This window comes from Paraburkholderia ferrariae NBRC 106233 (assembly GCF_000685035.1).
GTDB lineage: Bacteria > Pseudomonadota > Gammaproteobacteria > Burkholderiales > Burkholderiaceae > Paraburkholderia > Paraburkholderia ferrariae.
On sequence record NZ_BAYB01000008.1, the window covers coordinates 205215 to 228621 of the forward strand.

General features: G+C 64.8%; 24 protein-coding genes and 1 pseudogene. 20 read left to right on the top strand and 5 right to left on the bottom strand.

All coding sequences use genetic code 11. The features are described from left to right. Positions 1-305: 305 nt before the first annotated feature. On the bottom strand, positions 306-725 hold the full coding sequence (locus BFE01S_RS09705) for a hypothetical protein (RefSeq protein WP_028225315.1): 420 nt from the start codon (positions 723-725) through the stop codon (positions 306-308). A 343-nt stretch (positions 726-1068) separates the two neighbouring features. On the opposite strand from BFE01S_RS09705, the gene BFE01S_RS09710 reads away from it, so the two are divergent. The 18 genes from BFE01S_RS09710 to BFE01S_RS09800 all read left to right on the top strand — a co-directional run bounded on the left by BFE01S_RS09710 (position 1069) and on the right by BFE01S_RS09800 (position 18281). Beyond that, positions 1069-2301 (top strand): SpoIIE family protein phosphatase, encoded by a 1233-nt coding sequence (locus tag BFE01S_RS09710; RefSeq protein WP_028225316.1) that lies wholly within the window; start codon positions 1069-1071, stop codon positions 2299-2301. Between the two features lie 14 nt (positions 2302-2315). Then, the gene (locus BFE01S_RS09715) at positions 2316-2879 is read left to right on the top strand and encodes a SiaB family protein kinase (RefSeq protein WP_028225317.1); all 564 of its coding nucleotides are present in this window, start codon (positions 2316-2318) and stop codon (positions 2877-2879) included. Positions 2880-2897: 18 nt separating this feature from the next. Beyond that, positions 2898-3284: a DUF1987 domain-containing protein gene (locus tag BFE01S_RS09720; RefSeq protein WP_028225318.1), complete on the top strand. Its 387-nt coding sequence runs from the start codon at positions 2898-2900 to the stop codon at positions 3282-3284. 101 nt (positions 3285-3385) lie between these two features. Next, on the top strand, positions 3386-4057 hold the full coding sequence (locus BFE01S_RS38100; RefSeq protein WP_084169705.1) for a GGDEF domain-containing protein: 672 nt from the start codon (positions 3386-3388) through the stop codon (positions 4055-4057). A 527-nt stretch (positions 4058-4584) separates the two neighbouring features. Next, a complete protein-coding gene (locus tag BFE01S_RS44985; protein WP_169742613.1) occupies positions 4585-4728 on the top strand; it encodes a hypothetical protein in 144 nt (47 codons plus the stop codon). Between the two features lie 74 nt (positions 4729-4802). Next, positions 4803-4949, top strand: a complete 147-nt coding sequence (locus BFE01S_RS44155; protein ID WP_156966962.1) for a hypothetical protein — start codon at positions 4803-4805, stop codon at positions 4947-4949. Positions 4950-5042: 93 nt separating this feature from the next. Further along, positions 5043-5339 carry a hypothetical protein gene (locus BFE01S_RS09740; protein WP_028225319.1) on the top strand — a complete coding sequence of 99 codons (297 nt, stop codon included), beginning with the start codon at positions 5043-5045 and terminating at the stop codon, positions 5337-5339. Between the two features lie 625 nt (positions 5340-5964). Then, positions 5965-6906, top strand: coding sequence for a MurR/RpiR family transcriptional regulator (locus BFE01S_RS09750; protein ID WP_028225320.1), 942 nt, complete (start codon positions 5965-5967; stop codon positions 6904-6906). Further along, on the top strand, positions 6903-7901 hold the full coding sequence (locus tag BFE01S_RS09755; RefSeq protein WP_028225321.1) for an isoaspartyl peptidase/L-asparaginase family protein: 999 nt from the start codon (positions 6903-6905) through the stop codon (positions 7899-7901). The genes BFE01S_RS09750 and BFE01S_RS09755 overlap by 4 nt, the downstream gene beginning before the upstream one ends. A gap of 38 nt (positions 7902-7939) precedes the next feature. Beyond that, positions 7940-9865, top strand: a complete 1926-nt coding sequence (locus tag BFE01S_RS09760) for a dipeptide ABC transporter ATP-binding protein (protein WP_028225322.1) — start codon at positions 7940-7942, stop codon at positions 9863-9865. 56 nt (positions 9866-9921) lie between these two features. Next, on the top strand, positions 9922-11484 hold the full coding sequence (gsiB, locus tag BFE01S_RS09765) for a glutathione ABC transporter substrate-binding protein GsiB (protein ID WP_042337409.1): 1563 nt from the start codon (positions 9922-9924) through the stop codon (positions 11482-11484). A gap of 75 nt (positions 11485-11559) precedes the next feature. Beyond that, positions 11560-12480, top strand: a complete 921-nt coding sequence (gene gsiC, locus BFE01S_RS09770) for a glutathione ABC transporter permease GsiC (RefSeq protein ID WP_028225324.1) — start codon at positions 11560-11562, stop codon at positions 12478-12480. A 7-nt stretch (positions 12481-12487) separates the two neighbouring features. Then, positions 12488-13393 (top strand): glutathione ABC transporter permease GsiD, encoded by a 906-nt coding sequence (gene gsiD / locus BFE01S_RS09775; RefSeq protein ID WP_028225325.1) that lies wholly within the window; start codon positions 12488-12490, stop codon positions 13391-13393. Next, complete coding sequence (locus tag BFE01S_RS09780) at positions 13390-14487, top strand: DmpA family aminopeptidase (RefSeq protein WP_028225326.1); 1098 nt, start codon at positions 13390-13392, stop codon at positions 14485-14487. The genes gsiD and BFE01S_RS09780 overlap by 4 nt, the downstream gene beginning before the upstream one ends. Further along, complete coding sequence (locus tag BFE01S_RS09785) at positions 14484-15323, top strand: M55 family metallopeptidase (RefSeq protein WP_028225327.1); 840 nt, start codon at positions 14484-14486, stop codon at positions 15321-15323. The genes BFE01S_RS09780 and BFE01S_RS09785 overlap by 4 nt, the downstream gene beginning before the upstream one ends. A 68-nt stretch (positions 15324-15391) precedes the next feature. Next, complete coding sequence (locus BFE01S_RS09790; protein ID WP_042337410.1) at positions 15392-16630, top strand: MFS transporter; 1239 nt, start codon at positions 15392-15394, stop codon at positions 16628-16630. Beyond that, complete coding sequence (locus BFE01S_RS09795) at positions 16627-17499, top strand: alpha/beta fold hydrolase (protein ID WP_028225329.1); 873 nt, start codon at positions 16627-16629, stop codon at positions 17497-17499. Before BFE01S_RS09790 ends, BFE01S_RS09795 begins: the two co-directional genes overlap by 4 nt. A 47-nt stretch (positions 17500-17546) precedes the next feature. Next, positions 17547-18281: a metallophosphoesterase family protein gene (locus BFE01S_RS09800; RefSeq protein WP_028225330.1), complete on the top strand. Its 735-nt coding sequence runs from the start codon at positions 17547-17549 to the stop codon at positions 18279-18281. A 69-nt stretch (positions 18282-18350) separates the two neighbouring features. Here the strand turns inward: BFE01S_RS09800 and BFE01S_RS09805 are convergent, their stop codons facing one another. From BFE01S_RS09805 to BFE01S_RS09815, 3 genes and pseudogenes are all read right to left on the bottom strand, one after another. Further along, a complete protein-coding gene (locus BFE01S_RS09805) occupies positions 18351-19142 on the bottom strand; it encodes a BPSS1780 family membrane protein (protein WP_028225331.1) in 792 nt (263 codons plus the stop codon). A 904-nt stretch (positions 19143-20046) separates the two neighbouring features. Further along, positions 20047-20458, bottom strand: a pseudogene (locus tag BFE01S_RS46525) (DUF1700 domain-containing protein); the annotation flags it as partial. Further along, positions 20455-20793, bottom strand: a complete 339-nt coding sequence (locus BFE01S_RS09815) for a PadR family transcriptional regulator (protein WP_028225333.1) — start codon at positions 20791-20793, stop codon at positions 20455-20457. The gene BFE01S_RS09815 and the pseudogene BFE01S_RS46525, both read right to left, overlap by 4 nt. A 538-nt stretch (positions 20794-21331) precedes the next feature. Between BFE01S_RS09815 and BFE01S_RS42920 the strand changes: the two genes are divergently transcribed. After that, complete coding sequence (locus tag BFE01S_RS42920) at positions 21332-21709, top strand: tlde1 domain-containing protein (RefSeq protein ID WP_084169683.1); 378 nt, start codon at positions 21332-21334, stop codon at positions 21707-21709. Continuing rightward, a complete protein-coding gene (locus BFE01S_RS09820) occupies positions 21706-22182 on the top strand; it encodes a hypothetical protein (RefSeq protein ID WP_028225334.1) in 477 nt (158 codons plus the stop codon). Before BFE01S_RS42920 ends, BFE01S_RS09820 begins: the two co-directional genes overlap by 4 nt. Positions 22183-22469: 287 nt before the next feature. Here the strand turns inward: BFE01S_RS09820 and BFE01S_RS09825 are convergent, their stop codons facing one another. Next, entirely contained in the window at positions 22470-23369 is a 900-nt protein-coding gene (locus tag BFE01S_RS09825) for a DapH/DapD/GlmU-related protein (RefSeq protein WP_028225335.1), read from the bottom strand. Between the last annotated feature and the right edge of the window lie 38 nt (positions 23370-23407).

A 23407-nucleotide genomic window follows, 5' to 3' on the forward strand; every position in this document is an offset into this window, starting at 1 on the left:
GGTCAACCCTTACCCCCGCCATAATCCCCGTGCGGCGTGCGGCTGTGGCGTGTGGCTGTGGCGCGCCGCACGGGTCGTCGATGGATGCGCCAGATGGGCAGCGCCAGCGTGCAACGCCGATGTTCCATACTACCGGGAAAGAAAAGGCGGCCGACTGAAGCGTCCCGGGAAACAGCCCAGGGACGTACGCGGCGCAGGTAGTCGCCGTGCGCGCGAGTCGCCGTTCACGGCTGTGCGCTATCGGTCCTGGCAAGGGCGCATGGATGCACGCTGGCCGATGAGCGAAGCGGCTCGCTACGCGACGGTCACGCCGTCTCGTGCATGCCGACCGATGTCGCCCGAGAGGGAAAGAAGTTCGGCAATGCGCTGCCGTCGAACACATCGAACTGCGCGGCAGCGAACATCGTATGGCCTGCCGCTCCCACGTACGTATCCGTGCCGTATGCCATGACCTGCGTACTTTGCATGAAGTTCAGAAAGCCCGAGGTGCTGCCCGGGTTCTGGGTCAAGTCGATCTTCGTTCCGTTCGGCGCGTAGTAAGGGCCGTCCTTGAACATGCCCTGGGCACCGGCTTCGCCCATTCGATGAAACAGTTGCATGAAGCTCACCATGCCATCGGCCTCGTTGCTGAGCGCCCGGTTTTGCGCGTCGACCAGGGTCCGCGACGTCACCTTGATCGAGCCGTTGCCGGACTGGAAATCGAATTGCGCATTGGCCAGATCCATCCGGACGCTCGGTGCTCGACGGACTGATGGAAAGACTCATCTTCTCCTCAATCATATGAAGAATTCCAGTCGTTTAACGGCGCCTTGCCGGAGAACTTTAGGGATTTTGTTATATTTATGAAAAAATATCGTAAGAAACGGCATCTCCCGCGCCTTTCGGGAATTCGCCCCCGCCGGCCCCGCTTTTTCCCCGAAAAAAACGCTAAAACCCCCGCAAACGTTAGCGGGCGGGCTATCGGGCGCACTGAATGCGCCATCGCAACATTTCTATTAACGGCGTAACGAAAATGACATAAATAGCCTTTAGCTTGCTGGTTTTCCTTATGGTCAGGAGCCGATCGCCATGCATCCCGCGCTCGCGCAATTTCGTCGTCCGGGAGTGTCCGCTGGCCCGCGAAGCGCCGGCGATCTGGTTCAGGAAGTGCCGGCTATCGATGCCGCCGATTCGAATTCTCTTGTCATGGAGATTTTCTATTCGCGGCCCGATATGGTCAGTCTCGCCGTGATCGAGGACGACCGCCCGATCGGCTTGATCAACCGGGATATCTTCCTCTCGAAGATGAGCAAGCCGTTTCACCGCGAGCTCTACGATAAAAAGAGCTGCATTGCGTTCATGGACAAGGAGCCGCTGATCATCGACGCCGACATGAGCATCGAGGCGCTCACGTTCAGGACGGTCGAGGTGGGCGAGAAAGCGCTGGTGGACGGCTTCATCGTGACGCGGGAAGGCCGCTTCGCGGGGGTCGGCAATGGCCTGCGCCTCCTTGGCAGCGTGGCGGAAATGCAGGCGCAGAAGAACCGCGAGATCATGCAGAGCATCGAGTATGCGAGCGTGATCCAGCAGGCCATGCTGCGCGCCTCGCGCGATACGCTCACCAACACGCTGCCCGATTCGGCGCTCCTCTGGGAGCCGCGCGACGTGGTGGGCGGCGACTTCTACCACTTCTCCGCGTTCGCCGACGGCTGGTTCGGCGCCGTGGCCGACTGCACCGGGCACGGCGTGCCGGGTGCGTTCATGACCCTGCTCGCTTCGGCCTCGCTTTCCCAGGCGCTGGAGCAGATCGGACCGCGCGACCCTTCGGCGCTGCTGGGCGCCGTCAATCGCAACGTGAAGGGTCTGCTCGGGCAGATCAACGGCAGCGGCGACGCCCCGCAATCGAACGACGGGCTCGACGCCGCCTTCTTCTGGTTCGACGCCGCCCGCCAGCAGGTGTCGTTTGCGGGCGCACGCGTGGCGCTCTATATGCTGAGGCCAGATGCCGCCGAATTCGAAATCATTGCCGGCGAGCGCATGGGCGTGGGCTATGTCGACAGCCTCGCCGATTACGCGTGGACGCTGCATACGGTCGAGGCGCCGCGCGGCAGCCTGCTGTTCGTTTCGACGGACGGCATGACCGACCAGATCGGCGGCCCGCGCAAGATTGCCTTCGGCAAGCGCCGCGCGCTCGAACTGATTCTGGGGCGGCGCGAAGATGCGCCGGCCGCGATTTGCGCCAGCTTGCACGAAGCGCTTGCGAAGTGGCAAGGCACGCAGTCCCGGCGTGACGACGTCACGCTATTTTTTGCACGTGTTTAAGGTACTCCACGACTATGTCTGTCACTCTGGATCAGCATAGCTGCTTCTTCGAAATAGCCCAGCAGCGCAATCTGATTTTCTATCACAAGGGCTATTTCTCCCACAGCATCGTCGCCGCCATGAGCGAGGTGGTGAAGCTGCAACTGGAAGTGGCGGGCGTGAGCACGTCCACGCGCAGAAAGATCTTCTCGTCCTTCATCGAACTCTCGCAGAATATCGTGCACTACTCGTCCGACTCGCTGCCCGAAGCCACGCTGCAAGGCGGCGCGATCCGCGAAGGCGCGATGTGCATTTCCAGCGACGGCGAGCGTCACCTGATGGTCTGCATCAACCCCATCGCCACGCAGGCCGTGGACGATCTGCGCGAAAAGCTCGAACCGCTGCGCAATATGTCGATCGAGGAAATCAAGCAGGCCTACAAAACGTCGTTGCGCGCCGATACGCCGGCCGACAGCAAGGGCGCGGGCCTCGGCTTCCTGACGATGGCGCGCGACGCGAGCGCCCCGCTGGAATTCGGCTTCTATCCGCGTCAGGACGAGTCGGGCACGACGCTCTTTTGCCTCAAGACCATCATCTGACCAGGAGCCGCGTACAGAATGGACAATCTTTTCATTGCCGCCACGGCGACCTCGCCGGAAATCGACTTCCGCTTCGACCAGAACGTGCTTGCGCTTCGAGGCGAGTCCTATCCCGAGAATGCGGCTGCGTTCTACGCGCCCGTCATGGAGGCGCTCAATGCGTGGCTCGCCGGTTGCGCGCAAGCCGAAATCACGGTGGAAGTCACGCTCACCTACTTCAACAGCTCCAGCACCAAGATGCTCTTCAGCCTCTTCGACGCGCTGGACCGGGCCGCTTGCGCCGGCAACCGCGTGGCAGTGAACTGGTATCGTGATGAGGAAGACGAAATGATTCTCGAATTCGGCGAGGAGCTGCAAACCGACTTCACGGCGATCCAGTTCAACGATTGCCCGGTCGCAACTTGAGCACGGCCGTGGTGATCCCGGCCACGCCCCGGAACGCGCCGCCCGACGACGCGCCGGATCTCTTTCGCAACGAGAGCGAAGCGCTGGAACGGGCCCGCGCCATGTGTGCGGACCCGTCCGCCGAGGCACAGGATTATCGCGAGGCGCTGGGGGAACTCATTCGCCACTACGAACGCCTGATGCGCGAAACGCGCCGCCTGATCGGGCGCAGCGATCGGGCCGAGCGCGACATGCAGGCGCTGACGCAGCAACTGCAGTTTCGCGCGACGCACGACGCGCTCACCGGCGTGCTCAACCGCAGTGCCGTGATCGAGCGCACCGTGAAGGCACTGCGCTCGAACCGGGCCGTGATGGTGTTGCTCGATATCGACGACTTCAAGAAGGTCAACGACGACTTCGGGCACCCCGCCGGCGACGCCGTGATCCTCGGCATCGTCAACTGCCTGCGCCAGATCCTCGGCACGGCGGGCTTTATCGGGCGCGTGGGCGGCGAGGAGTTCACGGTGGTCCTGCCGGGCGCCGATATCGCCGACGCCCTGCCGCTCGCCGAGCGCATGCGCGAGGCCATCGCCGCTCACGTGTTCCCGGCCCCGGTCAGCCGGCGCATTACGGCCAGCTTCGGCGTGAGCGACAATCCCGCGGGCACGGACTTCGACACGGCGTATGGCATTGCGGACACGGCCCTTTACGCAGCAAAACGTGGTGGGCGCAACCGGGTGACGTTCGATCCGGACAACGCGACGCACGACGCATCCGGTACACCGTCCGTGTGAAAAAACGTTGACGCCAAAATATTCGGTCATCTACACTTTTAATATTCACACTTTTGGGGTTGATGCCTTGGACAGCAGCTGTAGTCGATCTAAGAGCAGTTTGACCGCCTGACCCCGCAAGACGTCCGCGCTTTTTTCCTTGCCGCCGTCTTGCCAGCAGGCAGACGGTGCGCGTCGCAGTATCGTTACTTCCCGTGCACCTTTTGAGCGCCATGTGGCTGCGGTGCGTTCGCGCGCCTGCATGATCCGCATGGCATGAATCCGCGCGCCTCGCGCGCGGGATGTGTTTCTCCGCGCCCTTCAAACCGGCGTGCAGCAGCGCATGAACTCATACGTGCGCATTAAGCGCAACAAGGAGCCGGCATGCCCGACAGCGACAGTTATCCCTTATGCCACTCGAGTTTTCCCTTGAATCATTGCATTGAGGAAAGCGAGTAGACGTCTTTCGCCGCGCCCACGCTGCGCGCACTCCGCCGTCTACCTGCTTTCCGCGTAACGCGTTAAAGCCTGACGCACGGAGATACACCATGAATTTCGGCCTCCTTCTTTCGAAGCTTCCCCACGTCGAAGAATCGCGCCCCTACTACGACGCCATGCTCTCGCTGCATGTGCGCGAACCGCACCGGTTCGCCGCGTTCTGGCACAACCTCAAGCGCTTCATCGCTTCCTGATTCGACATTTCGGCCGGTTTGCTTCGATCTTTTCGTCGATGTACACCTGTCCAGTCCACTTGAAGGAGATTGCGATGACTGAAGTCTGGGTTGGGCTTTTCGTGGGTGCGTTCGCCTGTGCCATTGCGGCCATGCCCGTCGTCGCCCGTTTTCGTGCCGGCACGCTCCGGGAGCGGCTGCTCGCGCCGCGCCGTCCGCGTATCTGGCGCGTGCACATGTAGTGTCCGGCACGGGGCGCGGGCGTCACGCTGCGCTCCGTGTCTGATGTTCCGGTTGCGGTCGTCGTTGTCTTGCTGAAACGGGGAGAAGCCAAAATGAAACTACGTTCTTCACTGGAAATCTGCCTGCCGCTTGCCGTATTCGTGGCGGCCTGCGCGCTTTCGATTCCCACCCTCGTCCTGGCCTTGATCTGGCTGACCATCGGCGTCTGCTCGATCGGCCACCGCGCGCTGAACGACTTTCCGACCGCGGACATTCCGCGCCGGTGGCTGAGAGGCCCGCGCCGCGGCTGCCTGTGGTTCTATCATCTCGCCTGGTGGCCGCGCTACACGCCAGTGAACCTGCGTGCGTTAGCCGGGCGCCCTTCGAAAGCCGGCAAAGCAGTTCGATGAACACGGGTCCCTGCCGCGAGAACGCAATGAAAGTCACGAGCGCGGACAGGGAAGAGCCGCCGTTCGGCTGGACGGCCCCCGGCCGCCATTGGATCGACTGAATCTGCACCTGGCTCAGTTACCAGGTATGCGGCGGCAGGGAAATAAAGTGCGGAGTGAAATGCGCCGCGCTCAACCAGGCTCCGTTGTCTTCGGACGGCACGATCGCCCACAGCACGAACCGGCGAATTGCCGCGGCCATTATTCGTGCAGCTTGCCTGCACCGCCCACGCCAGCATTTCTCGCTCTTATGCGGGTATGCCATGCCAATCTCCGCACCCTTGCCGGGAAGCGCCTGCTCGAATCGCGCGCCGCAGGACGGCCGCGCGAGGGGGTGGGCGTTCAGCGGCCGATCACGTCATCCGTAGCCGCCGCGTCGCGCACATGAAAGCGCCTCGTCAAAGGATGACCGTTGCAGCGGCCATTCGCGTGCAAGCGGTCCGGCGCCTCGCCCCGGCACATCAAGGAATATGCGTTATTTCTATCCCGCCCAGGGGAAACCCTGTAGGTGTGAAAATTCATTTTCGAGTAAATTTCTCCGTGTAATTATTTTTACATCACCTCGAAGCTGCCCCCCAACCGAACCATGGCTCGACACTCTGCCGCTCCGCCCTCTGCCGGCCCCCTCATCGTGGAACGCATCGCCGCGGCCATGCCCACGCTGACGCCCATTCACCGGCGCATGGCCGAATACGTGCTGGCCAACCTCTTTCACGCCGCGACGATGCGCATCGACGAACTGGCGCAGGCCGTCGATACCTCGGTGGCCACCGCCAACCGGTTTGCACGCGCGCTCGGCTTCGACGGCTACCCAGCCTTGCGCGAAGCCCTGGTGCGCGGTTTCGAAGCGACGCTCGCGCCGGTCGAGCGCCTGCGCAGCGCCCAGGAGTCGCCCGCGAGCGGCGGCGAACTGCTCGGCGCCTCGCTGGCCCAGGCCGAGGTCAATCTTCAGCACACCCGAGCATCCATCGACAACGCGGCAGCCGAAGCCGCGGTCGAGGCGATCCTCGCCGCGCGCCGCGTGTTCGTGATCGGCTCGGGCGCGAGCGCGTTCCTTGCGAGCCTCATGGAACACGGCCTGCTGCCGTACCACGACAACGTGCAGTCGCTCGCGCTCATAGGCGGCCCCACGCATGCCGCGCGGCGCCTTTTCAGCGCCGGCAAGGACGACCTCGTGATCGGCATAGCGTTTCCCCGCTACGTCGACGACACGATCGAACTGTCGCGCCGCGCTGCGAGCCTCGGCGCACGCGTGCTCGCCCTCACCGACAGTCCGGCCTCGCCGCTTGCGCAGTTTGCGGACCTTGCGCTCTACATCCGCTCCGAACGCCGCCTTGCCGCCAACTCGGATGCCGCCGTGCTCACCGTGATCGAAGCCCTGTGCGATGCCGTCGCGCATCGCACGAAGCGCTCGGTGCAGGCCGCCACCGAAATGACCGAATTCGTGCTGCCCTGGCTCACGCCCGAGCGACACGCCGCCGCGCCCACGCCCGCGGCCCAATCCAGACGAGCGAAGAAAACATCATGAAGTCCAATGCGGTCATCGCCATCCATGGCGGCGCGGGCACGATCCTGCGCGCGTCGATGTCGGCGCAAGCCGAAGCCCAGTACCGTGCCGCGCTGCGAGACGTGCTTCAGGCCGGCCAGCGCATCCTCGCCGAAGGCGGCCACGCGCTCGATGCCGTGACGGAAGCCGTGCGCCTGCTGGAAGACTGTCCGCTCTTCAATGCCGGGCGCGGCTCGGTGTTCACCGCCGACGCCACACACGAACTCGATGCCTCGATCATGGACGGCCGCACGCTCGAAGCCGGTGCGGTCTGCTGCGTGAAGCGCGTGCGCAATCCGGTTCTCGCGGCGCGCCGCGTGCTGGAGTGCAGCGAACACGTGCTGTTCACGGGCGAAGGCGCCGAAGCCTTCGCGGCGGCCCAGGGGCTGGCCCTCGTGGAGCCGGCGTACTTCCACACCGACGCCCGCTACCGCCAGTGGCAGCTTGCCCATGACCGGCAGCAGACCATGCTCGATCACGACGGCGCCGCACGCGCTTCGCTCCCTTCCAGCGAGAGCGAAGCGCCCGAGCCCACGCCTCAGGAACCGCTCGACCCCAACCGCAAGTTCGGCACCGTGGGCGCCGTCGCGCTCGACGCGCACGGGCACCTGGCCGCCGCCGCCTCGACGGGCGGCATCACCTACAAGCAGCCCGGCCGCGTGGGCGACACCCCGCTCATCGGCGCGGGCTGCTACGCCAACGACGCCACCTGCGCCGTGGCGGCAACCGGTGCGGGCGAAATGTTCATGCGCATGGTGGCCGCCTACGACGTGTCCGCGCAGATGGCGTATCGCGGCGCGACGCTCGAAGCCGCGACCAACGACGTCGTCATGAACCGGTTGTTGCGCATCGAAGGGCGCGGCGGACTCATCGCCGTGGATCGCGAAGGCAACGTCGCCCTGCCGTTCAACACAGAAGGGATGTATCGCGGTTACGCGCGCGTCGGCGAAACCTGCGTCACGGGCATTTACCGGTAGCGAGACGCCGCCGGACGAACTGGAAGGAGAGCCGTACCGTGCAAACTGATCAGTTATCCTCATCACACTCCGAAACAACACAGCCCACGCAGCGCGTCGTGGCCGTCGATCGTCTCTCGGTGGCGTTTCGCCGTGCCGGCGCGACCTTCGAGGCGGTGCGCAACCTCTCGTTCGCGGTGGATCGCGGCGAAACGCTGGCCATCGTCGGCGAATCGGGCTCCGGCAAATCCGTGACGTCGCTGGCGTTGATGCGCCTCGTCGAACACGGCGGCGGCGCGATTGCGGGCGGGCGCATCGACCTGCGGCGCCGCAACGGCCAGGTCGTCGATCTCGTGCGCGCGCCGTCCGCCGCGATGCGCTCGATCCGCGGCGCGGACATCGCGATGATTTTCCAGGAGCCCATGACGTCGCTGAATCCGGTGTTCACGGTCGGCGACCAGATTGCCGAGGCCATCGCGCTGCACCAGGGCAAGAGCCGCCGCGAGGCTTACGCGCAAACGTTGCACCTGCTCGACCTCGTGCGTATTCCCGAAGCGCGGCGCGTGGCGGCACGCCATCCGCACCAGCTTTCGGGCGGCATGCGGCAGCGGGTCATGATCGCCATGGCGCTCTCGTGCAAGCCGGCCCTGCTGATCGCCGACGAACCGACCACCGCGCTCGACGTCACGATCCAGGCGCAGATCCTTCAACTGATCCGCGGCCTGCAGGACGAAATGGACATGGGCGTGATCTTCATCACGCACGACATGGGCGTGGTGGCGGAAGTCGCGGACCGCGTGCTCGTGATGTACCGCGGCGAGAAAGTCGAGGAAGGCGTTTCGGCGCAGATATTCGACACGCCCTCCCATCCCTATACGCGCGCCCTGCTCGCCGCCGTCCCGCGGCTCGGTTCGATGACGGGCACCGACGCGCCCGCAAAATTCCCGGTGCTCGCGTATGGCGCCACGCAAGCCGATGCCGAGCCCGCCGCCAGCGAGCACACAGACGATGCATCCGCGACCCGCACGGAGCCCGACGCACGCTCATCGCGCACCCCGGTCCTGCGCGTGCGCGACCTCATCACGCGCTTTGCGGTGAAGAGCGGCCCGTTCGGCAAGGTCACGGGTCAGGTGCATGCGGTCGAACGCGTGAGCTTCGACCTGTACCCGGGCGAAACGCTCGCGCTGGTCGGCGAATCGGGTTGCGGCAAGTCCACCACCGGCCGCTCGCTGCTGCGCCTGGTCGAAAGCCAGAGCGGTTCGATCGAGTTCGACGGCAAGGATATCGGCACCTTGAAAGGCCGCGCATTGCAGGCGCTGCGGCGCGATATCCAGTTCATCTTCCAGGATCCGTTCGCCTCGCTCAATCCGCGGCTGACCGTGGGCTTTTCGATCATGGAGCCGCTGCTCGTGCACGGTGTCGCGCGCGGCGAGCAGGCGCAAGCGCGCGTGAAGTGGCTGCTGGAGCGCGTCGGACTGCCCGCCGACGCGGCGCGCCGCTATCCGCACGAATTTTCCGGCGGTCAACGCCAGCGCATTGCGATTGCCCGTGCCCTCGCACTGAACCCCAAGGTGGTGATCGCCGACGAATCGGTCTCTGCGCTCGACGTTTCCGTGCAGGCGCAGATCGTCAACCTCATGCTCGACCTGCAGCGCGAACTGGGGGTGGCGTATCTGTTCATTTCGCACGACATGGCCGTGGTCGAGCGCGTGAGTCATCGCGTGGCCGTGATGTATCTCGGCCAGATCGTCGAGATCGGCCCGCGCCGCTCGATCTTCGAATCGCCGCAGCATCCCTACACGAAAAAACTCATGGGCGCGGTGCCGGTTGCCGATCCTGCGCGGCGCCGGGCGCAACGCACGATCGCCGTGGACGAGTTGCCGAGCCCGATCCGCGCGCTGGGCGACGAGCCCGAACTGGCACCCCTCGTCGCCGTCGGCCCGCAGCATTTCGTCGCCCGGCATCGCGTAGGCGGCGTCTACTGACGCATGCCTCGAAGTTCGACCCTACGTTTAACCCAATCAACCAGGAGTCCTTAACGATGAATCCGATCTGGCTGTCCTCGAAACCCGGGCTGCGCACATGGATTGCCGGCAGCTCCCTGCTATTCGCCGCGCTCGCGAGCGGCGCGGCACATGCCGACCAGACGGCGGTGATGGCCGTCGATGCCACCTTCTCCACGCTCGACCCGTACGACGCCAACGACACGCTTTCGCAAGCGGTTTCGAAGTCGTTCTATCAAGGGCTCTTCGGTTTCGACAAAGACATGAAGCTCGTGAACGTGCTGGCCACGAGCTACGAGGCGAGCCCCGATGCGCGCGTTTATACGTTCAAGCTGCGCCAGGGCGTCAAGTTCCAGGACGGCACCGACTTCAACGCAGCCGCCGTCAAGGCCAACTTCGACCGCATCACCAACCCGGCGAACCACCTCAAGCGCTACAACATGTTCAGCCGGATCGACAAGACGGAGGTGATCGATCCGTACACCGTGAAAGTCACGCTGAAAACGCCGTTCTCGGCCTTCGTCAACGTGCTCGCGCACCCGTCGGCCGTGATGATCTCGCCCGCCGCGATGAAGACCTGGGGTAAGGACATCGGCTTTCATCCCGTGGGAACGGGGCCGTTCACGTTCGTCAAATGGGATCCGGCCGGCGACCTCCTCGTGAAGAAGTTCGCGGGCTACTGGAAGAAGGGCTACCCGAAGATCGACGTCATCGACTGGAAGCCCGTGGTGGACAACAACACGCGCTCGGCGCTCATGCGCACCGGCGAGGCCGATTTCGCGTTCCGCATTCCGTTCGAGCAGGCAGCCGCATTGCAATCGAGCCCGAAGGTCGAGGTGGTGGCCATCCCGTCGATCATCCAGCGCTACGTGAGCCTCAACATGTCGAAGAAGCCGTTCGACGACCTGCGCGTGCGCGAGGCGCTGAACTATGCGATCAACAAGGATGCGCTCGCAAAGGTCGCATTCGCCGGCTACGCCATCCCGAGCGACGGCGTGCTGCCGCAGGGCGTGGATTATTCGGTGAAACTCGGCCCGTGGCCCTACGACCCCGCCAGGGCACGCGAACTGCTGAAGGCGGCCGGCTACCCGAACGGCTTCGAAACCACCTTGTGGTCGGCGTATAACAACTCGACTTCGCAGAAGGTCATTCAGTTCGTCCAGCAGCAGCTTGCGCAAGTGGGCGTGAAGGCGAGCGTCGAAGCCCTCGAAACGGGCCAGAGCGTGGCCCGCGTGGAGAGCGCCCGGGACCCGGCCACGGCGCCCGTGCGGATGTACTACATCGGCTGGTCTTCTTCGACGGGCGAGGCCGACTGGGGCATCACGCCGCTGCTGGCAACGGTCTCGCAGCCGCCCAGACAGATGAATACGGCGTACTACTCGAACCCCGCCGTGGACGCCGATCTCTCGAAGGCGCTGGAAACGACGGACCGCGCGCAGAAGGCCGCGCTCTACGCCGATGCGCAAAAGCGCGTGTGGGCCGACGCGCCGTGGATCTTCCTCGTCAAGGAGAAGATCGTCTATGCGCACAGCAAGCGTCTTGCCGGCGCCTACGTGGCGCCGGACGGTTCGTTCAACTTCGACGAAATCGCCCTCCAGTAACCGCGCCGCGCCGATGCGCGTCCGCCGCGAGGCGGCGCGCATCGGTCCGTGCGCTACGAAGCGGACTTTGCTGCCATGCTGAATTTTCTGCTCAAACGCCTGCTGGGCCTCCTGCCCACGCTCCTGATCGTCGCGGTGCTGGTGTTCCTGTTCGTGCATCTGCTGCCGGGCGACCCCGCACGCCTCGCCGCGGGGCCCGAGGCGGACGACGCCACGGTCGCGCTCGTGCGGGCGGACCTCGGACTCGACAAGCCCCTGCCCGAACAGTTCATGCACTTCTTCACGCGCGTCCTGGAAGGCGACTTCGGCACGTCGATGCGCAGCAAGCGCCCCGTTGCCGTCGAAATCGGCGAGCGCTTCATGCCCACCCTCATGCTGACACTCGTGAGCATGGCGTGGGCCGTGGTGTTCGGGATGACGATCGGCATCGTCTCCGCGGTATGGCGCAACCGCTGGCCGGATCGTCTCGGCATGGCGATCGCCGTGTCCGGCATCTCGTTTCCGGCCTTTGCACTCGGCATGGTGCTCATGGAGGTGTTCTCCGTCCAGCTCGGCTGGCTGCCGGTGGTGAGCGACGGCACATGGCGCAGCTACGTGGCGCCTTCGCTCACGCTGGGCGCCGCGGTGGCCGCGGTGATGGCGCGCTTCACGCGGGCCTCCTTCGTCGAAGTGCTGGGCGAGGATTTCGTGCGCACGGCGCGCGCCAAGGGCGTGGCCGAACCGCTCGTCGTGCTGCGCCACTGCCTGCGCAACGCCATGATTCCCGTCGTCACGATGATGGGCCTGCAGTTCGGCTTCCTGCTCGGCGGCTCGATCGTGGTCGAAGTCGTATTCAACTGGCCGGGGCTCGGGCGCCTGCTCGTGGACTCGGTGTCGATGCGCGACTATCCGGTGATCCAGGCGGAGGTGCTGCTGTTCTCGCTGGAGTTCATCGTCATCAATCTCATTGTCGACGTGCTCTATGCCGTCATCAATCCCACCATCCGTTTCCAGTGAGGACCGCATGAACACGACCACCGGCCACCCGGCTGCCGCCTCGCCTGTGCGCGGCGAGCCCGCGGTTCGCTCGCCCTGGAGCGAATTCTGGCGCAAGTTCCGCAAGCAGCACGTGGCGCTCTGCGCCGGACTCTTCGTACTCCTGCTCGTTGTCGTCGCCGTGCTCGCGCCGCACATCGCGCCCTACGACCCGGAAAACTACTTCGACTACGACGCGCTCAACGCCGGCCCCTCGGCCGCCCACTGGTTCGGCGTCGATGCGCTCGGCCGCGACATCTTCAGCCGCATCCTGGCGGGCACGCGCATCTCGCTCGCCGCGGGCTTTCTCTCGGTCGCGCTCGGCGCCGTGGTGGGAACGTTCTTCGGCCTGCTTGCGGGCTACTACGAAGGCTGGTGGGACCGCATCACCATGCGCGTAGCGGACGTGCTCTTCGCGTTCCCCGGCATCCTGCTCGCCATCGGCGTGGTGGCGATACTCGGCAACGGCATGATCAACGTGATCTGCGCGGTAGCGATATTCAGCATCCCGGCCTTCGCGCGGCTCGTGCGCGGCAATACGCTGATGCTCAAGCATCTCACGTATGTCGAGGCGGCCCGCAGCATCGGCGCCTCGGACTGGACCATCATCGCGCGCCACATCCTGCCGGGCACGGTTTCCTCGGTCGTCGTCTATCTGACGATGCGCATCGGCACCTCCATCATTACGGCGGCAAGCCTCTCGTTTCTCGGGCTCGGCGCGCAGCCGCCCACGCCCGAGTGGGGCGCCATGCTCAACGAGGCGCGCGCGGACATGGTCACGGCGCCGCACATCGCACTGTTCCCGAGCCTCGCCATCTTCCTCACCGTGCTGGCGTTCAACCTGCTGGGCGACGGCCTGCGCGACGCCCTCGACCCGAAACTCGACCGGCCATGAGCACACCTTCCACACCGTTGCCCATGCCGCACGTGGGCGTGCTGCCCTCGGGCGCGCAAGGAACGATCGCCGACGTGGCCGGCGTGCGCGTGGGGCATTGCACGCTCGACTGCGGGTCGGTGCAGACCGGCGTCACCGCAATCCTGCCGCATGGCGGCGACCTCTACCGCCACAAGGTGCCCGCCGCAGCCGCGGTGATCAACGGCTTCGGCAAGAGCATCGGGCTCGTTCAGGTCGAAGAACTGGGCGTGCTGGAAACGCCCATCGCCTTGACGAATACCTTCGGCGCGAGCGCGGTCGCCCGGGCGCAGATTCGCGAAGCCGTGAGCGCCAATCCGCAGATCGGCCGCGAATGGCCGACGGTGAATTCGCTCGTTTTCGAGTGCAACGACGGCTACCTGAACGACATTCAGGCGCTGGCGATCGAAGAAGTGCACTACTTCGCCGCCTGTGCCGATGCCAGGGCCACGGACACGGCCACGCTCGCGCGCGGATCGGTCGGCGCCGGGCGCGGCATGTCCGCGTTCGATCTCAAAGGCGGCATCGGCTCCGCCTCGCGCATCGTCGTGGCTGCCGGGCAAAGCCATACGGTAGGGGCGCTGGTGCTGGCCAACTTCGGCCGCCTGCCGACGCTGACCGTTGCGGGCGCACCCATCGGGCGAGTACTCGCAAAACGCCGGGAAGCGGACCGGGACGCATGCCATGGATCGCCCCCGGAGCAAGGCTCCATCATCATGATTCTCGCGACCGATGCGCCGCTCGATGCGCGCCAGCTCAAACGCTGCGCGCTGCGTGCCGCCGCCGGCCTCGCACGCACGGGCTCGGTGTACGGCCACGGCAGCGGCGATATCGCCCTCGCCTTCTCGACCGCCTCGTTCGTCCCGCACGACGCCGAACGCATCGCGTCGCCGCCGCGGCTGGCCGACGCGCGGCTCGACCCCGTGTTCGCGGCGTGCGCGGACTGCGTGGAGCAAAGCATTCTCGACGCGTTGTGGAGCGCGACCTCTGTCGTGGGCCGCGACGGCCACCGCCGTCCCGCGCTGCACGAAGCGATGCCCGATCTCGCGCAATGGCTGAAGCCGGGGCAATCATGAAAGTGCTCGTTTCGACGGATATCGAAGGCGTAGCGGGCGTGTTCCACCCGGAGCAGACGCGCGCAGGCAACGCCGAATACGAACGCGCGCGCCGCTGGATGACGGCCGAAGCCAACGCCGCCATCGAAGGCGCGTTCGCCGGCGGCGCCAGCGAAGTCTGGGTCAACGACTCGCACGGCGGCTTTCGCAACCTGCTGCCCGATCGGCTCGATGCCCGCGCCCGCGTCGTGCTCGGCAAACCGCGCACGCTGGGCATGATGGCGGGCCTCGAATACGGGGCCGCCCTCGTGTTCATGATCGGCTATCACGCGAGGGCGCAGACGGGCGGCATCCTCGCGCACACCATCAATAGCGGCGCGTTCGCGCAGGTCCGCATCGGCGGCACCGAAGCGGGCGAGGCCGAACTCTATGGCGCCGTCGCCGAACAATACGGCGCGCGCGTGGCGCTGCTTTCGGGCGACGACGTGTTCGCCGCACAAACGCAGCCGCGCTTTCCCGACGCGCGCTTTGTCGTCGTCAAACAGGCCACGGGTCAGACGAGCGGCATCTCGGACTCGCCCGAGCGGGCCTGCGCCGCCATCCGCCACGCCGCGCAGGAGGCCGCGCAGGAGGCCGAGCAGCGCAATGCGGATGCGCCCTGTCCCGCCCCCCAGGGCAGACCCTCTCCCGTACTGTGCGAGCTCCGCACGACGACCCCGGCCTATGCCGACCTGTTCTGCCAATGGCCGGCACTCGAACGAATCGATGCCGTGACATTGCGTTTCGAGGCCGCGAACGCCGAACACACGGTACGGATGCTGAATTGCCTCTCCGCGATGTCGTTCATGCTGCGATGAGGTGCCGCGCCGGGCTTTTGCTAGACTGGCACCCTTCCCGCAAAAAAATGAACGGCAAGAGGAGACAGATGAAATTCCCCGACAAATACCGGGTGTTATTGATGGTCTGGCTGCTCCAGTTCGTCAACTACCTCGATCGCATCAATCTCTCGATCGCGGCGCCGACGATGATGAAGGAGCTCTCGATCGGCCCCAGTCTCTTCGGCTTCGTGCTCGCCGCCTTCACGTTCGGCTATGCGGTAGCGCAGATTCCGGGCGGCGCGCTGGCCGACCGCTTCGGCGCAAAATGCATGCTGATCGTAAGCCCGGTGCTCTGGAGCATCTTCACGGGCGCGACCGGCTTCGTCTCCACGGTGATCGCGCTGATCGCGGTGCGCGTGCTGTTCGGTTTCTCCGAAGGCCTCTCGAACGGCGCGAGTTTCAAGTCGATCGGCGATTATTTCCCGCCGCAGGAACGCTCCACGGCCAACGGCGCCTATCTTTCCGCGCTGGCGCTCGGACCTGCTTTCGTGGCCCCCATCGCCGTCTGGTTCCTCATTCATACGGGCTGGCAGGGCATGTTCCGCTGGCTGGCGCTGCCCGGCCTCGCCATGGCCGTCCTCGTGGTGTTCCTGATTCCCTCCGCCAAAGCGCCGCGCCCCTTCGCCGCCGAAGGCACCGCGGAAACCGCGGCGCATTCGGGATCGGGCTTCGGCGAAGTCATGCGGCTGCCGCGCTCGTGGATCATCTTCACGGCCTATCTCGCGTTCAACATCGCGTTCTGGGGCTACCTGGGCTGGATGCCGAGCTATCTTTCGATGGCACGCCACATCGACATCAAGACGCTCGGCTTCGCGGCCTCGATTCCGTACTTCGCGGGCACCGTGGGCATGTTCGTGTTCGGGTGGCTCGGCAGCACCGTGCTGTACCGCCAGCGTTGCGTGCTGATCGCGGCCATCTATCTGTGCACCGCCGTCTGCCTCTACGTGACCTACAACGTGGATAGCGCGTTCAACAGCATCATCGGCCTTTCGGCGGCCGGGTTCTTCCTGTACGGCGGATTCGGCCCGCTCTGGTCGGTGGTGCTCGATCTCACGCCGGAAACGAGCCGCGGCGCGTTCTCGGGCTTCGTGAACTGCGGCGGCCAGATCGGCGGCTTCTTCGCGCCGATCGTGGTGGGCTGGATCGTCGGCCAGACCGCCTCGTTTACCGGCGGCTTCATCTTCATGAACATCGCGCTGGCCGTCGCGGCCGTCTGCTTCCTGGTGCTGCACACGTTCATGCGCTCGCTGCAGCCCACCGCACTCGCTTCGGGCCGCACGGCGTGAGCACGCACGGCGCGCCGGTCCGCGAAGCCGAGGTCCTGGCCGGCGGCATCGCGACGCGCTACGCCACCGCCGGCACGCAAGGCCCGGCGGTGCTGCTCGTGCATGGGCGCAGCATCGGCGCGTCCGGCGCGACCGAATGGCACGGGCTCTTGCCGCGCCTGGCCGAGGCCGGCTTTCGGGCCTATGCGCCCGATCATCTTTCGATGGGCTGGACCGATCTGCGTCCGCACGCCTGGCCCACCCAGGGCTACGAGAGCCTGCTCGCGCATCTGCTCGCATTCCTCGACGCGATGCATATCGATCAGGCACTGGTGATCGGCAACTCGATGGGCGCTTACCTGAGCGCCCGCCTCGCGCTGGATCACCCGGACCGGGTGCGCGCCGCCACGCTGATCGGCAGCAGGACGCTCGCGGCCGCGATGGGGCTCGTACCCACGCCCGCGCCGCGGCTACCGGGCGAAGAAGACTGGCATCGCGAAGGCATTCGGCAACACCTGCTTATGCAATTCCACGATCCGGCGGCCTTGCCCGACGCCATGCTGGAAGCGCGCTGCCTCGCGGCGCAGCGGCCCGGCGTGCGCGAGGCCACCGAAGCCTTCATCAGCGCCCTCAATGCGCGCGGCGCCGACGAGGCCGCGCGCGCTGCATTCCTGCTCGACAAGTGGCTGCCCCATACCCGCATCCCCATGCAGTTCGTGTGGGGCGAGCGCGACCGCGTTGCGCCCCTCGAACTCGCGCAACGGCTCGCGCGCCTGCTGCCCGCCATCCCGCTCAGCGTGGTTCCCGAAGCGGGTCATCTTTGCCATATCGAGCGCGCGGAGGCCGTCTCGCGTGTGATCGTGCCGTTTCTGAAGCAGAATACGCCATGACCTGAAGACACCCGAATACGCCTGAAGACCCGCGGGACGCCATCGACATGAAAATCGCAGCCCTCTCCGATATTCACGGCAATCTGGCCGCGCTGAACGCCGTATTCGACGACATTCGCCAGCAAGGCGCCGATGTCGTCGTCAACCTGGGCGACATCCTCTCCGGTCCGCTGCACGCGTCCGAAACCGCCGACCGGCTCATCCCGCTCGCACTGCCGACCATCCAAGGCAATCACGAAAGGCAACTGCTCGACACCGACCCGGCCCGCATGGGAGCATCCGATCGCTTCGCCCACGCCGCGCTGCGCGACGAGCACCTCGCCTGGCTGCGCGCCCTGCCCGCCACCCTGCGGCTCGACGACGACGTGCTGCTCGTACACGGCACGCCGCAAGACGACCTGACCTACTTCCTCGACACCGTCACCTCGAGCGGATGCCGCACGGCCACGCACGACGAGGTCAGGCGACGCGCCGGCGATACCGATGCCGCGCTAATCCTCTGCGGCCATACGCATCTGCAGCGTTCGATGAAACTCGCCGATGGCCGCCTCGTCGTCAATCCCGGCAGCGTCGGGCTGCAGGCCTATGAAGACGAGCGCCCCTTCCCTCACCGCATGGAAATGGGCTCGCCGCATGCCCGTTATGCCACCGTCACCCGAACTGCGCTGGGCTGGGACGTGGAGTTTCGCTCCGTGGCCTACGACTGGCACACCGCCGCCGATCTGGCCGCAGCGAACGGCCGCCCGGACTGGGCCGTTGCGCTGCGCACCGGGCACTGCTGAAACGGGACCGGCATCCATCGTCTGCAGTCCTGACAACCTGACTGCAATAAACGGAACTTAAACCGAACTTCAACGCTCGCCGAACACTTCCCGATAGCTGCCATACATCGAGAGCACGATCAGCGCGGTCACGAGCGGCGTGACGACCAGGCCACGCACCAGCATCGGCACGACGGGGGCCAGCAGCAGATCGGCCGCAATCGCAACGGCATAGACGAGCGCCACGCGCCAGTTGCGCAGCACGGCGCGCAGGCTCGTCAGCATGGCGTCGAGTGCCGGCAGACCGCGCAGGACGACGAGCGCCGGAGCAAACCAGAGCGCGGCGACGCCGAGCACATAGAACGGCACGGCGACAAGCGGCTCGAATCCGGCCCACGCCTCGCGATGCGCATCGAAGACGATCCAGATGCCGCGCAGGTCGCCCTGCACACCCACCGGCGTCACGCTCAGATGAAAGGCCGCGACCTGCGCCAGATAGCCGAGCCCCATCAGCGCGCAGGCACCGAGACCAATCGCCGCGAGCGCATTGCGGTGACTCTGGACAGCAGCCAGCGCCTCGCCCGCCGACCAGGGCCGCGCCCGGCTCGCACGCTCCTGCATCAGCACGAGCAGGCCCGCGGCGAAAGGCACGGCCAGCGGCGCCAGCACGGCAAAGCGCGGCACGAGTTCGAGCAGCGTGGCGAAATCGGCGCACACGAGCAGCGCCGCGAGCCACCACAGCGGGTGCAGCTTTGCGACGGCTACGCCGTCGGCAAGCCAGGCGGGCAGTCGCGCGAGCGTCACGCGGCGGCCTGCGCCGGATTGGGTCGATTCGAAACCGCGCGCCGCGGGCGACGTGGTGGAAAGAAGATGCAGATTCATGGCCGTTTCCTTACTGTGAAAACCGCGATTGAAAACCGCGAAAAAAAGATCCCGTTTGTGCCGCGTTAGCCCAGACCGCCCAGCTCGAGTTTCCCGGTGAGCCGTTCAGCCTGCCGACGCACGTAGCGCACGAGTCCGCGCCACGTCATGCAAGTGAGCCTCACGCACAGCCACAGGCCGAACGCGCCTCCCACCAGCATGGCAAATCCGTACAGCAGCGTGCCGATGTTCGAACCGTGCGGGCCGACGATCACCATCTTGTCGGAGCCGCTCGCAATCGACACGTGGTTGCGGTCCACTTCGACCGAATCCTCGCCGCTGCGCATTGCCAGATGCGGACCGCCGCTGCCGCCTTCGACGAACGAGAGGCGATCGCCGCCGTCCCGGATGTCCCACGCCATGGCGTTCGGCGCGCTGCCGATGCGGGCCGCCGAAACCTTGTCGCCGCTGTCCGTCTTCAGGTCGAGCGCAACGACGTCGGCACGGCGGATCGACCACGTGTCGCCCGTCACCGTGAAGAGGTCGCGCGCACCGCCCACCGACTCGATCTTCAGCTTGCCGTCGTTATTGCGAAGTTCGAGCGGGCCTGCCGGGGTCACGATCGAAATGCGCGTGCCGGGCTGCGGCCGCAGTTCGAAGCGCTCGCCGTTCACCCGGAAGTCGGCGATGTGCACCTGGGCGAGCTGGCTTTCCGTATCGCCTGGCTGGCTCTGCGTATCGCCTGGCTGGCTCTGCGTATCGCCAGGCTGGCTCGCGCCCTGCGCGTTCGCGGCGGCGGCGGGCTTCTTCGCGTTGTCGTTGTCGTCGTCATCGTCATCGTCGATATCGGCGTCGTGACGGCCGCCGGCCTGGACGCTCACGCTGTGGCCGCTGCTGCGCTCGAAACTGAACGGAATCTGCCCGAGCGACGGCCAGCCGAACAACTGGTGGCTGCCGAGCAGCACCACCGTCGCGAGCCCCGTGACCACCAGGGCGCTCGAAACGACGTAGCCCAGGGTGAGGAACAGCAGATAGAACATGAACGGCACGAGCAACAGCAATTGCATGAGCCCGAGGCCCGCGATCGAGAGGAACACACGCATCAGGTTGCCGAGCGAGCGGCGCGTTTCCCATTGACGGAACGTGGCCTGCGCCTTGAGTTCGCGTGCGAGCCGCACCGGGTCGCCCAGCGCGGCGATCACCTCGGCCTCGCTGCGGCCGGCGGCCAGTGCGTCGCCGATGTACTCGCGGTAGTCGGCCACGATTTCATCGACCACGTGCTTCGGCAAACTTCGCAGTTCATGCCGCAACTGCTGGATGAATGCGTCCTGCGTCATTGCTTGTCCCCTGTGGATGGCAGGCCGGGCAAACCCAGCACGCCGTTGACTTCATCGACAAAACTGCGCCATTCCTCTTCCATTTCCGCGAGGCTCGCCCGCCCCGCCGAGGTGAGCGAGTAGTACTTGCGCGGCGGCCCCGAGTTCGACTCGACGAAATAGGTGGAAACCCAGGCCTCGGCTTGCAGGCGGCGCATCAGCGGATAGATTGTTCCTTCACTGATCTCCATCGTTTCAGAGAGTGTTGAAACGAGTTCGTAGGCGTAGCTGTCCCCGCGCGCCAGCACGGCCAGCACGCACATATCGAGGGTTCCCTTTTTGAGCTGCGTCTTCATGCCATTCCGTTCTATCTAATATGCATGGCACAGTACCTTGCTATGCACGAATGCTGGACGCACCTTGTTCCGTCACGTCATGGTGCGAACTGTAGCAGGCGGTATTGTTTTATGCAAGGTACTGTTTTATGCACGGCTCTTATTACGGAATGAAAGGTTGACCTCCCTCTCCCAGGCCCTCGGCCGAACTCCGTACGTAGTCAATCAGCAGACGAATTCCGGTTTGCGAAACCTGCCGCCATCCATGACGCACCACTAGAAATTCTGTATTTTTATTCGCAACGCTTATCTCGTAATTAAGGATGCCTATTAAATTCAGGCTAAATTTATCTTGATCTGTTGTATGATTGCTTCGCGTTGCTGGTCGCGGTTCTGCTGGTATGGATTGTCTTCGGCGGGTGGCGGGGTCGCTGTGTGACGGGCAAGTCCTGCTGAGTTGGCTGCCGCCCTTTGTTGTTGTTCAGTCATACTAATCATAGTTGAATCGGCAGAAATCTCTATTCAACGTCAATTCATTTCATTCTATTTGGAGGAGCGTATGCCTTGGGTGTATAAGCAAAGTAATGGCGAATTGTCACACAATGGAAGAATCGTGAAGCAGGGGAATAGCGGTGGTTATTCAGGCAGTGGCGCTGGAAAAAACAATCCTGCCATGCAGGCCACTAGAAGTATTGGACCCATTCCGCAGGGTACGTATAACATCGGGACGCCGCGTCATTCGGCTCATGTGGGCCGCTATGCGATGCCGCTTACCCCGGAAGTGGGCACCGATACCTTCGGCCGCTCCGCGTTTTACATGCATGGTGACTCGGTAGCGCATCCGGGATCGGCATCCGAGGGTTGCATCATCATGGACCCGCATACCCGCTCGCAGGTTTGGACCAGTGGGGACCGCAAACTTCAGGTGATTCAATGAAGCGATTGGCCATGATATTGCTCGTCGCAAGCGGCGCGGCATTCGCGGCCCCACCCATTGGTACACCCGATCAGATATCTACTGCCGTCGATAGCAAAGGCGCGCAGGCGTTTTTCGAATCTCTCAGCGAAGATGACGCCGATAAATTGATGGACAAGATTGGTTCTGGTCAATCGCAGTGGATCGCACTGGCACCGAAGCTGGCAAAAGGTGCGGATGCATCCAACGCAGAAGGGCTTGGAATCGAACTGGCCTATGCCTTGCCCAAAAACCCCACGGCAGTACTCGGAGTCGTGGATCCGGTGGATGGCGATGGCCATAGCCTGCAAGTATCGCGTGTCTGCGGCATCCCGTTCATCGAGACGATTCCGCGTGGATACAAGGCCAAAGCTCTGCGTGCGGTCGAGAAGGTGAGCGACCCACAACTACAGCAGATCAAGGCGCGTTGCCTGAAAGCGCTGGAAAATTCGTGAGTACGCGAATCGGGCTGCGGTCTTGTCACGGTGATTCCGCAGCCCAAATCAACCGGGTGGCTTGCGAAGCTTCCCGCGATGCCGTGCATCGCCCCGATCAGTCTCCATCAAACCATCGCTATCGAGCCTCGCGACAAACTACGACTCCGGCCCGAACGAGAAGTTTTATCGTGTTCGATGGTGGGCCCGGATTAAGCCATTGCGTTGCACATTGCTTTCCCAAAACTCTCGAGCCAACCGCCCTTAGGCCCCCTGACGCAAGGGCTTTCGGACCCTTCCGCTGCCCCTCAGTCGTTGCTATGGAGATTCGTATTCAGGCCGCCCCAGCGCGATGCGTCGGTGGGCAGCACCTCCACCGCACCAGTCTGGCTGTTGCGGCGAAACAGAAGGCCGGAGCGGCCGGATAACTGGCGGGCCGCCACGACACTGCCGTCCGGCAGTTTGACCTTGGTGCCGGCCGTCACGTAAAGACCGGCTTCCACAATGCACTCGTCGCCGAGCGAAATGCCGATGCCCGCATTGGCGCCCAGCAGGCTGCGCTCGCCGATGGAATTCCGGCTCTTGCCGCCGCCCGAGAGCGTTCCCATGATCGAGGCGCCCGCGCCCACGTCCGAATTCCGGCCCACCGTGACGCCCGGCGTCACGCGCCCTTCGACCATCGATTCGCCCAGCGTGCCCGCGTTGAAATTGACGAAACCCTCGTGCATCACGGTGGTGCCGGCAGCCAGATGCGCGCCCAGCCGCACGCGATCCGCGTCGGCCACGCGCACGCCCTCGGGCACCACGTAGTCCGTCATGCGGGGGAAGCGGTCCACCGACGCAACGGTGAGGTGGTGGTATTCGGCGGCAACCCGCTCCCTCAGTTCGTCGACGTTGCCAGGCAGCACGGGGCCCGCCGATGTCCACGCGATGTTGGGCAGCAGGCCGAAAATGCCTTCGAGATTGATGTCGTTCGGCTTGACCGATCGCTCGGAAAGCAGATGCAGGCGCAGATACGCCTCTTCGGTGGAAACCGGCGCTGCATCGAGCGAATCGATTGTGACTTCCACGAAGTCGCCGCGAACGAGGCCGACTTTCTCGGCGAGGCAACTGCGCTTCCTGCCGCCACCCGTGGCGGGAAACCAGACGTCGAGCGTTTTGCCCGTTTCCGTGTCGCAGTATCGGTGGCCCGATCGCTGAATGGTCATCGAAGTCTCCTGTGTCGCAACGTGTCGCAGTCCGTGAA